Source organism: Bartonella gliris (assembly GCF_045277155.1).
Classification (GTDB): domain Bacteria; phylum Pseudomonadota; class Alphaproteobacteria; order Rhizobiales; family Rhizobiaceae; genus Bartonella; species Bartonella gliris.
Genome location: NZ_CP123962.1, coordinates 536,340 through 550,374 on the forward strand (window position 1 = coordinate 536,340; position 14,035 = coordinate 550,374).

12 protein-coding genes are annotated in these 14,035 nt (G+C 38.5%); 6 read left to right on the plus strand and 6 right to left on the minus strand.

Annotated elements, in window-relative coordinates:
- Positions 1-33 precede the first annotated feature (33 nt).
- The 6 genes from gltX to QHG54_RS02440 all read left to right on the plus strand — a co-directional run bounded on the left by gltX (position 34) and on the right by QHG54_RS02440 (position 7,115).
- Entirely contained in the window at positions 34-1,461 is a 1,428-nt protein-coding gene (gene gltX, locus QHG54_RS02415) for a glutamate--tRNA ligase (protein ID WP_406604388.1), read from the plus strand.
- Positions 1,462-1,728: 267 nt separating this feature from the next.
- The gene (gene gltA, locus QHG54_RS02420) at positions 1,729-3,048 is read left to right on the plus strand and encodes a citrate synthase (RefSeq protein WP_317993133.1); all 1,320 of its coding nucleotides are present in this window, start codon (positions 1,729-1,731) and stop codon (positions 3,046-3,048) included.
- Positions 3,049-4,002: 954 nt separating this feature from the next.
- The gene (locus QHG54_RS02425) at positions 4,003-4,755 is read left to right on the plus strand and encodes a transporter substrate-binding domain-containing protein (RefSeq protein ID WP_317993132.1); all 753 of its coding nucleotides are present in this window, start codon (positions 4,003-4,005) and stop codon (positions 4,753-4,755) included.
- 79 nt (positions 4,756-4,834) lie between these two features.
- Positions 4,835-5,554: an ABC transporter permease subunit gene (locus QHG54_RS02430; protein ID WP_317993131.1), complete on the plus strand. Its 720-nt coding sequence runs from the start codon at positions 4,835-4,837 to the stop codon at positions 5,552-5,554.
- The gene (locus QHG54_RS02435; RefSeq protein WP_317994038.1) at positions 5,554-6,261 is read left to right on the plus strand and encodes an ABC transporter permease subunit; all 708 of its coding nucleotides are present in this window, start codon (positions 5,554-5,556) and stop codon (positions 6,259-6,261) included. The genes QHG54_RS02430 and QHG54_RS02435 overlap by 1 nt, the downstream gene beginning before the upstream one ends.
- Before the next feature lie 80 nt (positions 6,262-6,341).
- Entirely contained in the window at positions 6,342-7,115 is a 774-nt protein-coding gene (locus QHG54_RS02440; RefSeq protein ID WP_317993130.1) for an amino acid ABC transporter ATP-binding protein, read from the plus strand.
- Positions 7,116-7,128: 13 nt separating this feature from the next.
- Here the strand turns inward: QHG54_RS02440 and lpxB are convergent, their stop codons facing one another.
- The 6 genes from lpxB to bamA all read right to left on the minus strand — a co-directional run bounded on the left by lpxB (position 7,129) and on the right by bamA (position 14,013).
- Complete coding sequence (lpxB, locus tag QHG54_RS02445) at positions 7,129-8,319, minus strand: lipid-A-disaccharide synthase (protein WP_406604389.1); 1,191 nt, start codon at positions 8,317-8,319, stop codon at positions 7,129-7,131.
- Complete coding sequence (locus QHG54_RS02450; protein WP_317993128.1) at positions 8,312-9,184, minus strand: UDP-2,3-diacylglucosamine diphosphatase LpxI domain-containing protein; 873 nt, start codon at positions 9,182-9,184, stop codon at positions 8,312-8,314. The genes lpxB and QHG54_RS02450 overlap by 8 nt, the downstream gene beginning before the upstream one ends.
- 2 nt (positions 9,185-9,186) lie before the next feature.
- Positions 9,187-10,011 (minus strand): acyl-ACP--UDP-N-acetylglucosamine O-acyltransferase, encoded by an 825-nt coding sequence (gene lpxA / locus QHG54_RS02455; protein WP_317993127.1) that lies wholly within the window; start codon positions 10,009-10,011, stop codon positions 9,187-9,189.
- A 23-nt stretch (positions 10,012-10,034) separates the two neighbouring features.
- Positions 10,035-10,502, minus strand: coding sequence for a 3-hydroxyacyl-ACP dehydratase FabZ (gene fabZ / locus QHG54_RS02460; RefSeq protein WP_317993126.1), 468 nt, complete (start codon positions 10,500-10,502; stop codon positions 10,035-10,037).
- Position 10,503: 1 nt separating this feature from the next.
- A complete protein-coding gene (gene lpxD, locus QHG54_RS02465) occupies positions 10,504-11,550 on the minus strand; it encodes a UDP-3-O-(3-hydroxymyristoyl)glucosamine N-acyltransferase (RefSeq protein ID WP_317993125.1) in 1,047 nt (348 codons plus the stop codon).
- Positions 11,551-11,616: 66 nt separating this feature from the next.
- Positions 11,617-14,013 (minus strand): outer membrane protein assembly factor BamA, encoded by a 2,397-nt coding sequence (gene bamA, locus QHG54_RS02470; protein ID WP_406604390.1) that lies wholly within the window; start codon positions 14,011-14,013, stop codon positions 11,617-11,619.
- Between the last annotated feature and the right edge of the window lie 22 nt (positions 14,014-14,035).

The following is a 14,035-nucleotide window of genomic DNA, read 5'->3' on the forward strand; positions in this document are numbered from 1 at the left end:
ATAAGTAATGTCTTAATTTAGAGGAAGATATCCGTGCCTGTTATTACTCGTTTCGCCCCCTCCCCCACAGGCTTTCTCCATATTGGAAGTGCCCGTACTGCGCTTTTTAATTGGCTTTATGCAAAACATACCGGTGGAAAAATGCTTCTCCGTATCGAAGATACAGATCGAGAACGCTCGACGGAAATAGCTGTAAAAGCTATCATAGATGGCTTACACTGGATGGGGCTTAGCTATGACGGCGCCCCTATTTCGCAATTCGAACGCGCAGAACGTCATCGCCAAGTTGCTGAACAATTGGTAAAAAACGGCAAAGCTTACTATTGCTACGCTTCACCTGAAGAATTAGCTGAAATGCGAGAAAATGCCCGCGCAGAAGGCCGTCCACCACGTTATGATGGGCGTTGGCGCAACCGTGATATTTCTGAAGCTCCTGAAGGTGTCAAACCTGTTATTCGTATCAAAGCTCCACAAGATGGAGAAACAATTGTGCACGATCGTGTCCAAGGTGACGTTCACTTCCCTAATAAAGATCTCGATGATTTTATTATTTTGCGTTCGGATGGCTCCCCTACTTATATGCATGCTGTCGTCGTTGATGATCATGATATGGGAGTAACACATATCATACGTGGTGATGATCATCTTACAAATGCAGCCCGCCAAACAATTATCTTCAATGCAATGGGATGGGATATCCCTGTTATGGCGCATATTCCACTTATCCATGGTGAAAATGGCGCAAAATTATCAAAACGCCATGGCGCATTAGGTGTTGATGCTTATCGAACAATGGGATACCTTCCTGCTGCTTTGCGTAATTATCTCGTTCGTCTAGGTTGGAGTCATGGTGATGACGAATTGATTTCAATCGAAGATATGATTTCCTGGTTTGATATTGATGATATTAATAAAGGTGCAGCTCGTTTTGATTTCAAAAAGCTAAATGCCATCAATGGACATTATATACGCATGAGTCCAGATCAAGACCTTTTTGATGCTGCTCTTAACATTTTGCCAGACATTGAAGGTGGATTGGAAATAATGAAAAGACTTGATCAACAACGCCGTGATCAATTTTTAGCAGCTATACCAAATTTGAAAGAACGTTCTAAAACACTCTGTGAACTCATTGACAATGCCTCCTTCATTTTTGCGCAACGACCGTTACTTCTTGACGAAAAAGCACAAACACTCTTAGCCCAAAATGGCCAAGCCATCTTAGAAGGTATCTATCTTGCCCTGCAAGCCTGTCCTTCTTGGGATGCAAAAATATTGGATGAAACTCTTCGATCTTATGCACAGACACAGGATCTCAAATTGGGAGCTGTTGCCCAACCACTTCGGGCTGCGCTTACAGGACGTACAACATCGCTAGGAGTTTTTGATGCTCTGGTTTTATTGGGACGGGAAGAATCTCTCAACCGCATCAATGACCAACTTGTCAAAACCGCAGTCTGAATATATGTACCTAGATCTAAATAGATTTTAGAAATGAGCGTTTAAATACAAATTCCTCAACGCGAATTGAAAACTATCTTCTATCTTAAGGTGTCGAACTCCATATTTGGTAAAATTGCAAATAAAAAAATATTTTTAGATTGCATGAACCAACTTTTAGAGTAAATCTACCCTCAACATAGTTAGGAAAAGCTTCCGTTATATACCTCCCTATCTGATGAAGCGGCATCTTGATTTTTAGTGCGAAGGATCTGAAAGGAATATTTAATGTCTGAGAATAAAGCACATATTACCGTGAATGGTAAAAAAATAGAATTACCCGTGCGTAAAGGCACTGTTGGTCCAGACGTCATTGAAATTGCTTCTCTCTATAAAGAAACAGATACTTTTACTTATGATCCTGGTTTTACCTCAACCGCGTCTTGTGAATCGAAAATTACTTATATTGATGGTAATAAAGGAATATTGCTTTATCGCGGTTATCCTATCGATCAACTGGCTCAAAAAGGAGACTTTCTCGAAAGCTGCTATCTTTTACTTTACGGTGAACTCCCAACAAAACAAGAAAAAATTGATTTTGACCGTCGGATTATGCAACATACAATGGTACATGAGCAGTTTGCACGATTCTTCCACGGTTTCCGTCGTGATTCTCATCCTATGGCTGTCATGGTTGCATGCCTTGGAGCTATGTCGGCATTCTATCACGACTCTATTGATATTACAGACCCTCAACAGAGAATGATCGCTTCTATTCGTCTCATTTCAAAGGTTCCAACTCTTGCTGCTATGGCGTATAAATATAGCATTGGGCAGGCATTCGTTTATCCGCGTAATGATCTTAGTTATGCTGCCAATTTCCTCCATATGTGCTTTTCCGTCCCTTGTGAAGAATATAAAATCAATCCAGTTCTTGCTCGGGCTATGGATCGAATCTTTACCCTTCATGCTGATCATGAACAAAATGCTTCTACGTCCACTGTACGTCTTGCAGGATCATCGGGAGCTAATCCGTTTGCATGTATCGCAGCAGGTGTTGCATGCCTTTGGGGCCCCGCTCATGGTGGAGCCAATGAAGCATGCTTAAAAATGTTACAAGAAATAGGTTCCGTCAAAAGAATTCCTGAATTCATTGCTCGTGCAAAGAATAAAAATGATCCTTTCCGTCTTATGGGTTTTGGTCATAGAGTGTATAAAAATTATGATCCACGTGCAAAAATTATGCAACAAACCTGCCATGAGGTCTTAAAAGAACTCAACATTCAAGATGATCCACTTCTTGATATCGCTATAGAGCTTGAAAACATTGCTCTGAATGATGAATACTTTGTTGAAAAAAAGCTTTATCCTAATGTCGATTTCTATTCTGGCATTACACTAAAAGCTCTAGGCTTCCCAACTGAAATGTTTACTGTTCTGTTTGCATTAGCACGCAGTGTTGGCTGGGTTGCACAATGGAAAGAAATGATTGAGGATTCCGCGCAAAAAATTGGCCGACCACGCCAACTCTATACAGGCTATGCTATGCGTGAATATGTTCCCATAGACAAGCGTATAAACTTAAAAAATACAACAACCAATCAATAAAGCTCCAAAAAATTGAAGCTTTATTGTGACTAATCAAATAGCCCCATATAAAATGTTTTATAAGCCTTGCTCTTAAAACTCTCTCTATAGCTATAATATCATCAACCGTGATGAAGATTTTGATGTAATCTGCACAATGCATAAAGAGCATCGTAAATGCCTCTTTATGCAGATCCACAGAATATTTTCCAAAAATATATGAAAATTTTGACTTATGATTCTGCCTCAATAAACATGTATTATCCGTTATTTCATATACAAATTCGGAACCCTTCTCACAGAAAAAACTCAGCAATGGTAAGAATTGTTCTTTCTTTTCCTAAATAACCTCGCATAAGGAATGACCACAGTGCTATTTTCTAACTATAATATGCCCAATAAGCCTTTATCCCTCTTCTGTAAATTGATGAAAAAGACAAAATAAACTAGACTCTTAGAGTTTTCTACGTAAAATGACAAAGCTCTATAGGAAACATCCCCTATAGTAAACATCATTTTATAACCATCGTCACTCCATGTAAGCACTCTTCTTTAAATGATCTGTTGGCACTATACATCTTCTACAAAAGCAAAATCTCCATATACTCATTGATTTTGTATGTTTCTCTGATGTTAAGCGTTTCACAATATCATGGATTACAAAGATATTTTGTTCTTGTCTTCCTAAGATCTAAACTCTCCTGTATTTAAATTTAACAGTCTTTTTCTCAAAAAAAATTCTGAATTTGCGTGTATAAAATGGCGAAGATGAATTATCTTATGACAACTACATCTGCAATGGAATCAGAAGAATATTTATTTTTTCTTATATTTGTCATACTTGTCTTTGATAATAACGATTATCCTTGTAATGATAGAAAATAAACATCAATAAATTTTTGCATTGCTCCCAGAAGAGCTTACAGATTATAAAAATATATGATGATCTACCCGCGCATCCTACAGGAGAACATAATGAAATCATTGGCTGCAGCACTCATAATAAGCGCAACACTGTTTGTCCAATTGGCCAACGCTAAAACGCTAAAAATTGCGAGTGAAGGCTCCTATCCCCCGTTTAGTTACATTGACTCAAACAATGAACTCCATGGATTTGATATTGATATATCTTATGCACTTTGTAAAAAAATGAACGTCACGTGTACTATCACTACGCAAGACTTCGATGGAATTATTCCCGGACTTCTCGCTAAAAAATATGATGCTGTCGTTGCTTCTCTCACTCCTACACAAGAGCGACTACAAAAAATCGACTTCACAGATGCCTACTATAACACGGCATCAGCTGTAATCGTTACCAAAGATTCGGGAATTAAAGAGATTTCGGCAGAAGCCTTTAAAGGTAAAAATCTTGGTGTACAATCAAATACAACACAAGCAGCATACGCAGAAGATCATTATGTCTCTGAAGGGGTGAACATTAAACTTTATCCCACAACAATAGAAGTTAATCGCGATCTTTTAAGCAAGCGGCTTGATGTAATCATCAGTGACAAATTGCAAGCCTTAATTTGGCTCCAAAATGAAGGAAAAGATTGCTGCCAACTTCTAGGAGTTCTTGAAGAAACAAAGTTTCCTATTGCAATTGCAGTACGTCAAAATGATAACGCTCTTAAAAACAAATTCAATAAAGCGATAAAGGAAATCCGCGCCGATGGAACCTATGATAAAATTATGAAAAAATATTTTACATTTGATATTTATTAAATATGAATGTGAATCTAAATCTGAACAAACTTTTTTATTTCTAGATAACCATTATTAAAATCTTTTGAGGATCACAGGAATGACTGAAAATTTAGCATTGCTATCATTTAGCAATGGGGGGTGGGGTGTGGTTATACTTTCTAGTGCAGGGATGACATTATCATTGGCTTTATGCTGTGGACTCTTGGGATTTCCTCTAGGACTTCTAGGTGCAGTGATGATTCGATCTAATATCAAGATAGCTAAAATTGTAGCTATTCTCTTTTCATCTGTGTTCCGCGGACTACCAGAGCTTTTAACATTATTTTTAGTTTACTACGGCTTACAAAATGTTATTCAAACTGTTCTTGATTATTTTAGTATTGAAATAATATTCACTATCAACGCTTTTATTGCTGGTGTTCTTGCACTCAGTATGGTTCTTGCTGCTTTTTCTTGTGAAGTGTGGCTTGGAGCATTCAATATCTTTGATAAAGGTCAATATGAAGCAGCCAAAGCTTTAGGACTTTCACGCTCAACCACATTTTTTCGTGTTGTCTTTCCTCAGCTTATTCGAAATGCCTTGCCAGGGCTTTCTAATAATTGGCTCACTTTACTTAAAGATACATCTCTCGTTTCAACCATTTCACTTGTCGATCTTATGCGCCAAACTAATTTAGCAGTTGCAGCAACTAATAAACCCATGCTGTTTTATCTCGTAGCGTGTTTGCTCTATTTACTGTTTTCTGCATTCTTTTCTGCAATCTTACGTCATTTAGAAACATGCACTCAAACAGACTATAAAAAGGCGTTGACTTGATGTTTCCCGAATGGCTTCATTTTCTTTTCAATCCTACACTCATAAACCGTTATGGACTAAAATTCATTGATGGCTTTATTCTTACCTTTGAGCTTGTCGCTATTTCCTGCTCTATAGGATTTTTTCTTGGTATGTTCATTACGTTTGCACGTTTATCAAACAATAAGCTTTTGCGCTATTTTGCACATATTTATGTTTATTTTTTCCGTGGATCCCCCTTATTAGCCCAACTCTTCCTTTTTTATTACGGACTTGGTTCAATGAGAAGCTTTTGGCAACAGGTCGGCTTATGGTGGTTTTTTCAAAACGCATGGTATTGTTGTCTTTTCATTTTTGCGCTCAATTCCGCTGCCTATCAGTCAGAAATTTTTAAAGGAAGCTTTCTTTCAGTAACGACTGGACAACGTGAAGCATCAAAAGCTTTGGGACTGAGCAGCTCTACAACATTTTTTAGAATTATTTTTCCACAAGCGATGGTTATAGCATTACGCCCATTGGGAAATGAGTTTATTTTAATGATTAAGTCTAGTGCTATTGCCTCACTTGTTACTGTTTATGATTTAATGGGGGTTGCTAAACTTACTTATTCACGTACATTCGATTTTCAAGTTTATGTTTGGGCTGCTCTTATCTATCTTCTTATTGTTGAGCTTATTCATCGTTTTATCATTTTTATCGAACGCCGCCTAACCCGATATTTACGATAAACAAAAATGATCACAAAAACCTTTACCAAATTCAAATATTAAATTAATCAATTTATTCATCAACGGAAGAATACAACAAGATGAATTTTAAAAATAATAAACCTATCTATTCCACTAAAAGCCTAGTGATCTCTATTCGAAATTTAAATAAATGGTATGGAAACTTTCAGGTTCTACAGGATATTAACTTAGATATCACAACTGGTGAACGCATCGTTATTTGTGGGCCTTCTGGTTCAGGAAAATCAACTTTAATTCGTTGTATTAATCAATTAGAAAAAGCAGATGAAGGTTCAATTCGTGTCCATAATGTTGATATTCATACGGCTCCTATACACCAGCAAAAAAATGTTTTACGTAAAATAGGAATGGTTTTTCAGCATTTTAATTTATTTCCCCATATGACTGTTATGCAAAATTGCATTTTGGCACCTATAACAGTTCAAGGACTTTCCAAACAACAAGCAAAAGAACGAGCAATTCATTACCTAACGCAGGTTGGGATTGAAAAGCATTGTGAAAAATATCCTTTACAACTCTCTGGTGGACAACAACAGCGTGTTGCAATTGCACGTGCACTTTGTATGGAACCAGAAGTGATGCTTTTTGATGAGCCAACGTCAGCTCTTGACCCAGAAAGTGTTGGAGAAGTTTTAGAAGTTATGGTTCAATTGGCAAATACAGGCATTACAATGCTTTGTGTTACTCATGAAATGGCTTTCGCTCGAAAAGTTTCAGAAAGAATACTTTTTCTCGAAAACGGAAAAATTATCGAAGATACAGAATCTGACGAATTTTTTACCAACCCTAAAAGTCAACGTGCTCGTGATTTTCTTGCTAAAATTAAACACTAATCATCAACATTTTTCATCTACAAAATTTTAAGTGTCCCAATTTTTCATTGAGAAGGGTTATAATTGTCTGAGCAGCAATAACCCCCGATGGTACTTCAGTCTTCATTTTCTGTTCCATCATCTCAAAAGCATCAAGTTGTACTTGTCGTAATAAAGGATTATGCAAAAGTTGTTCCACCTGCCTTGCCAACATGCCAGGTCGTAGAAATTCATTAAAATATTCCGGTACAATAGGCTTATCAGAAATAATATTCGGAAGAGCAGCACTCCATAACATTATTTTAGGAAAAATAAATAATTTAGAAAAATAATCAAGTTTATAGCAAAGGATCATTGGAATTTTAGCTAATGCCAACTCAAGTGAAACTGTTCCCAATGCCGCAAGTGCCACATCTGCATCCGCAAAAGCACGCCATTTCGCATCTTCTCCAACAACAATCTCCACTTTGCTTTTCCATCCCTTTACAAAACAACGAACTTCATCCACTAAATGCGGCAACGTTGGTAAAATAATACGTAAATTAGGAATCCGTTGAGCAAGAATTTTTACTGCTTCTCCAAAAATGGGCATTAAGTAGCGAATTTCTAAATTACGAGATCCTGGTAAAATAAGCAGTGTGGACAATTGCTCTTGTTTACTACACAAATGTTTTTTCTCAGATTGGACAGCCAAAAGCGGAGGATAAGTTAAAAGACGATGTCCGACATAGGTAGTAGGAGGACCACCAAAATCTTTCATAATTTTTTTTTCAAAAGGGAAAACCGCCAAAACATGGTCGACAAATTTGCACATAGTTTTAGCACGCTCTGGCCGCCATGCCCAAACAGTTGGTGCAACATATTTAATGATAGGAATAGAAGGCGCTAAAATACGCACCTTTTTTGCAACACGATGAGTAAAATCAGGACTATCAATGATAATTAAACAATCTGGTCGTTCTCGTGCGATAAATTTGGACAAATTACGAATATGTGCCAATAGTGATGGCAGTTTCTTTAATACTGCGCCTATCCCTATTAAAGCAATATCATTAAAATCAAAAAAGCTTTTTAAACCTAATGCCTTTAAATGACTTCCACCAACACCCATCAAATGAATTTTACATCCTGTCTGTTGTGATATACAAGAAATCAAATCTGCTCCAAGAAAATCACCAGATTCCTCACCTGCAACAACAGCAATTTTTAAGAAGTAATCACTCATGTTCAAAATTTTCAAATGTTTCTATAAACAGTGAATGTTTGTTAGCTTTTTCTATTGTTGCTTTTGCTGCTAATATGAGGCTCTTATTTGCTTCCACTGCAATACCAGACAATCCACTTTTCGCAGCATTCATTACCGTCGCAGGCCCAATTGATGGCAAATCAACGCGATGATCTTGTTGTGGTTTTGCACATTTAACAAGGACACCGCCTTTAGAGGGGATTTGCTTTCTTTCTCTCATTTCACAAACCCGCCACAGCATATTATCAGTCCCTTCTGCTCCCTCTACCGCAACCACCCTCCCATTGACAGCCACAGCTGCTTGACCAATATCTAATCGACCTAAAAGCTTCGCTGCATCAGCTGCTAACAAAATATCATTTTTATCTTTTCGCGTAGCACGTTGCACTGTTAAATCAAATTTCATTGGAGCTAAGAGGTCTGGTACTATCTCGTGCACACCAAGTACACAAAAACCATGCGCTTCAACAATCCGTATAAAAGCCTTCAATAACGCATCATCACCTCTTCCCAAAGCCCCGAGTATCTTAGGTAAAGCCAAAAAGGTTGTCCAATCTGGTTGCAATTGCCTAAGAAGCGGCCGTTTTTTCACACCACCCGCCAAAACGATATTACAAATTGCCGCTGCTTTTAAGGTTTTAATAAGCCGCGCTAACTCTACAATTGATAATTCGCAATGCTCATAGCGATAAAGTACCGCATCTGCCTCATCTCGCAAAAGAACAAGGAAAGGATTTTGTCCATGTTTCTCAAGAGCCTGAGCAACAGTGATAGGCAAAACACCATTTCCTGCTATAATTGCAGTTCGGCCGAAAAGAGGACTTCTGGCACCAGAGAAAGGCATTTTTAATCCTTATTTACTTTTATTTTATCGTCTTCAAATTTAGGTGTACAATAAAAACGTTTTCCTTCTTCCTTAATAAATTGAACTACGTCAAGAACAGATTGAGAAGTGGAATAGAAAGAAGAAACATCACTTACACGCTCTTTAAAGGGTTTACTGCGATCAAAAAGCATAGCAACCGCATGGCGTAGTGCATGAATATCTTTACGCTCAAACCCTGCACGTTTCATGCCAATAATATTTAAACCAGCAAGTTTTGCCTGCACACCAACAGCTGTCCCGTAGGGAATTAGATCGCCAACCAGTGCAGAGACACCACCAATGAATGCATGATGCCCAACACGAACAAATTGATGAACAGCAGCCCCACCGCCAATAATAGCACAATCCCCAACAGTAACATGCCCCGCGATCATTGCATTATTCGCAAAAGTTACATCATTACCTACATGGCAATCGTGAGCGACATGCGCATAACAAAAAAATTGGCAATTATCCCCAACAATCGTCATTCCAACACTTGAGTCGGAGCCTCTATGCATCGTTACACCTTCACGAATTGTACAATTTTTACCTATAGAAAGCGTTGTATGCCCCCCCCTATGCTTATTATTTTGCGGATCTGCCCCCAAAACTACATGTGAAAATACTTTGCTATTGGCTCCTAACGTTGTCTTCCCCATTATCACAACATGACTCATCAAACTGCATCCATCACCAATAACAGCTTCTGAACCAATATAACAAAACGGCCCAACTTGTACACTCTCACCAAGCTGCGCTCCCTTCTCCACAAGAGCAGTTGGATGAATTTTTGTGCCGGACATTTTTAAATTCCCATTAATATCATTTATTCTTTTTCAATAATCATTGCTGCAATTTCAGCTTCAGCGACACGAATATCTTCTACTTTTGCAATACACGCAAAACGCCTCATACCAGATCTCTTTTTTAAAAGATGAACATGAATCTTTAGTTGATCACCAGGCACAACCGGCTTACGAAATTTCGCATTATCTACAGTCATCAGATAAACCAAATTTGTTTGCTTATTCCCTAATTTTAAAAGCGAAATTGCTCCCGCTGTTTGTGCCATAGCCTCTAAAATCAAAACCCCAGGCATAACCGGTTTTGCGGGAAAATGTCCCGTAAAATGTGGCTCATTAATTGTTATATTTTTAATACCAATAGCTTCTTGCTCACCATCAATTTCAACTATGCGATCAATCAATAAAAATGGATACCGATGTGGTAAGATTGACAGCAACTTCTCAATATCTACAGCCTCTAAATTTTTAATTTCTCCGGTGTTGATCATATTAGCGTTTCTCCTTTTTAACTTTGCCAATATTACGCAACGCCGCTACTTCACGAAACCACTGCTTGAACGGTCGTGCTGGACTTCCTCCCCATTTTTCTCCATCGGGAATATCATTCATGACACCACTACGAGCAGCAATCTGAACACATTTACCTATTACGATATGATCCGCTACCCCGACGCTCCCGCCAAGTTGAGACATATCACCTATGGATGTACTTCCAGCAATTCCACATTGAGCAGCAATAAGACAATAGCGACCAATCTTTACATTGTGGGCAATCTGCACCAGATTATCAATCTTGCTTCCTTCACCAATCACAGTGTCCGCAAATGTTCCACGATCAATAGTTGTATTTGCACCAATTTCTACACCATCCTCGATGATAACACGGCCAAGCTGTGGGATTTTTTCAATGCCAGAAACACTACCAACATAACCAAAACCATCTTGTCCAATGCAAACGCCAGGGTAAAGCTGAACTCTGTCACCTATTAAAGAATACTGCACTGTTACCTTGGGAGCAATATAGCAATCACGCCCAATACGGCAATTTTCTCCAATAACAGCCGTGGATGAAATAAGAGTCCCTGCACCAATCTCGACATTTCGACCAACAACAGCTCCCGCTTCAATACATACATCATGTGCAAACTTAGCACTTGGATGAATATGCGCATGCGGTGAGATTTCTCTTTGTCCAAACCAAGGCATTGGCTTGATAGAATCAGGAAATAAGATACGACCAATCTGAGCAAAATCACGCTGCGGTGTAGATGTCACCAAAATTGCCATAGATTCAGGAACTTTAAAAACGATTTCATTCGTACAAAAAACGGCCACAGCAGCACTTCCTAAGAGAGCATCAGAAAATTTCCGATGCTCTACAAACACAAGAGAACCTTCTCCAGCACTTTCAAGAGAAGAAAGAGTGCTTATAACTGTGTTAGAAAACTCTGGATTAAGAAGCTTTGCACCTGTTAACTCCGCAACATTAGCAACCGTCAATCGCCGGGACGGCGTAAAAAAAAATGTATCCGCCATCAAAACACTTTCTCTCCCAGCCTACACCATTCTCTTCAAAGCTTTTCCTTTTGGAGAAACTTCAAATCAGAACTTAGTAGAAATACCAAAGTTCAATTTCTGTATATTATCACCTATCTGCTTACTTATTGGCCAAGCATAATCAAAACGGAGTGGACCAAACGGAGAATCCCACATCAAACTGACACCTGCAGAGGAACGCCATGCACTTTTGACATTTGTAACAGGGGCTTCACCCTGAAAAGCAGGTTTATAATTATTGCCATAGAGCGTTACAACATCTGCAAATAAAGCACCACGTAATCCTAACCCCTCAGGCACGACAGGTATAGGAAACTGCACTTCAGCAGTTGCATTCATATACGTCGTTCCCCCTAAGAAATAGACTTCACCTTTATTGGAAACCTGACGCGGACCTATTCCGTTGTATTTGAAGCCCCGGATCATATCAGAATTTACTTTAAACATATCGAAGATACGAACACCCTCTCGGCCTATTTCGTGGATATAACCACCACCAAAAGAAAGTAAACCGACAAGATCCATCCGATCAGAAAGCGTTTTGTACATCATCGCTTTACCCGTTGTCTTCAAGAACTTCGCATTTCCACCAAGTCCTGCATATTCCTGAAGAACACGCACATACCACCCATCATGTGGATTTTTCATATCGTCAATAGTATTATAGGTCAAACCATAACTAATTGATGAACGCTTCCAAGGGCTATGCTGTGCAGCCTGAACAATTGCACCAGAATATTTCCCATATAATTCTTTTATGTCACTCTCTTTGTTAAAGTCATAATCTCCACCAAAATCATATTCTTCCTGCACATAAGAATAAGCTAAATTAGCAGATAATTGATCATTAATAGGCAATCCAAACCGAAGTGATCCACCCGTCTGCCGTACATCATATGCTTTATCGGCACGGTAAGTACTGCGAAAAATATCAACACCAGCAGATAAACGGTAACCCAAGAAATAAGGTTCAACAAATGATAAATTGTAATTACGGGATTTTTCTTGCCCAGCACCTAAACTTAAACGAACATATTGCCCCCGTCCTCCAAGGTTACGTTCGGTAACAGATACCTCAAGTGACATACCAGGGCTTGTACCACCCGTTGTATATCCTCCAGAAAAAGAAAGATCTCCTGTTGGAGCTTCAACTACATCGATAACCAAGATAATCTGATCAGACTGATCCGTTGGAACCATTGAAATATTAACAGCTTTAAAAAAGCCTAAACTTTCTAGACGACGCTTTGCCCGCTGCACTAAGGTCTGATTGTAAGCATCACCTTCATTTAAATCAATCTCACGGCGAATGACATAATCACGTGTCTTTTCATTGCCACGTATCTCAATACGTTGAACATAAGCCCGTGGACCTTGTTCAATGTTATACAAAATCGAAATTGTATGATTTGCTAAATCACGATTTCCCCGCGGCTCAACTTTAGCAAAAGCATATCCCGTATCAGCAGCCTTATTATTGATAATTACAACGGACTGTTCAATATTCTCTGCGCTATAAATTTCACCTGAACGGGTTTTAAGTATCCCTTTTAGAGATTGAACATCAATACCATCGACATCGCTTTCAACTTGAACATCACCAATTTTATAGCGCACACCCTCATCAAGAACGAAATCGATGTTATATGCATTACTCGCTTCATCAAAAGTTGCTTTAGAGGAAATAACACGAAAATCCGCATAACCACGATTATAGTAAAAACGACGTAGTGCCTCTTCATCAGCGGCTAAACGTTCTTCAGTATAAACATCACCTCTCAACAACAACGAGAGTATTCCCGATGGCTTTGTTGAAATCACATCACGCAAACGGCGGCTTCCAAAAGCATTATTTCCCTTAAAAGTGATGTTGCTAATCTTTGTCCTTCGGCCTTCAACAACATTAAAGACCACATTTACGCGCCCTTTTCCTAAGTTAATAGTTTGAACTTTAACAGCGACATTATTACGACCAACAGTTTTATAAGCTTCACGAATCAGATTAACGTCAGCCGAAAGCTTAGCAGAATTGAAAGGCTCATTCGGTTTTAAAGAAATAAATCGCTTAAGATCAGTATCCTTAAGAGATTTATTTCCTTGAAATAACACCTGATTGACTACCTCATATTCTTTGACGAACACAACCAGCTTACTACCTACTTGGTTTATTTTTACATCATAAAATAAACCTAATGCAAATAGACGCTTCACTGCTGAATCGATATGACCACTGGAAAAACTCTTTCCAATTTTAATGTCCATATTGTCTCTAATTGCCTGAGCACTTACAAATTTATTTCCGCGAACCTCAATAGAATGGACTACAGATGCCTGCACTTCTCCAACCATCGTAATTGACATAAAGGCTGTTGTTGAAGCAATCATCCCTAAACCTAATACCAACACAGATGCTGCATTTAAAAACTTTGAATTTGTAGTCATTGGCTTTTTTTACCTTATTTTA

What these genes read in the sequence shown, in the direction of transcription:
- gltA (WP_317993133.1), top strand. Translation starts at nt 1,729, where the DNA reads ATGTCTGAGAATAAAGCACATATTACCGTGAATGGTAAAAAAATAGAA.
- QHG54_RS02425 (WP_317993132.1), top strand. Translation starts at nt 4,003, where the DNA reads ATGAAATCATTGGCTGCAGCACTCATAATAAGCGCAACACTGTTTGTC.
- QHG54_RS02430 (WP_317993131.1), top strand. Translation starts at nt 4,835, where the DNA reads ATGACTGAAAATTTAGCATTGCTATCATTTAGCAATGGGGGGTGGGGT.
- QHG54_RS02435 (WP_317994038.1), top strand. Translation starts at nt 5,554, where the DNA reads ATGTTTCCCGAATGGCTTCATTTTCTTTTCAATCCTACACTCATAAAC.
- QHG54_RS02440 (WP_317993130.1), top strand. Translation starts at nt 6,342, where the DNA reads ATGAATTTTAAAAATAATAAACCTATCTATTCCACTAAAAGCCTAGTG.
- lpxB (WP_406604389.1), bottom strand. Translation starts at nt 8,319, where the DNA reads ATGAGTGATTACTTCTTAAAAATTGCTGTTGTTGCAGGTGAGGAATCT.
- QHG54_RS02450 (WP_317993128.1), bottom strand. Translation starts at nt 9,184, where the DNA reads ATGCCTTTCTCTGGTGCCAGAAGTCCTCTTTTCGGCCGAACTGCAATT.
- lpxA (WP_317993127.1), bottom strand. Translation starts at nt 10,011, where the DNA reads ATGTCCGGCACAAAAATTCATCCAACTGCTCTTGTGGAGAAGGGAGCG.
- fabZ (WP_317993126.1), bottom strand. Translation starts at nt 10,502, where the DNA reads ATGATCAACACCGGAGAAATTAAAAATTTAGAGGCTGTAGATATTGAG.
- lpxD (WP_317993125.1), bottom strand. Translation starts at nt 11,550, where the DNA reads ATGGCGGATACATTTTTTTTTACGCCGTCCCGGCGATTGACGGTTGCT.
- bamA (WP_406604390.1), bottom strand. Translation starts at nt 14,013, where the DNA reads ATGACTACAAATTCAAAGTTTTTAAATGCAGCATCTGTGTTGGTATTA.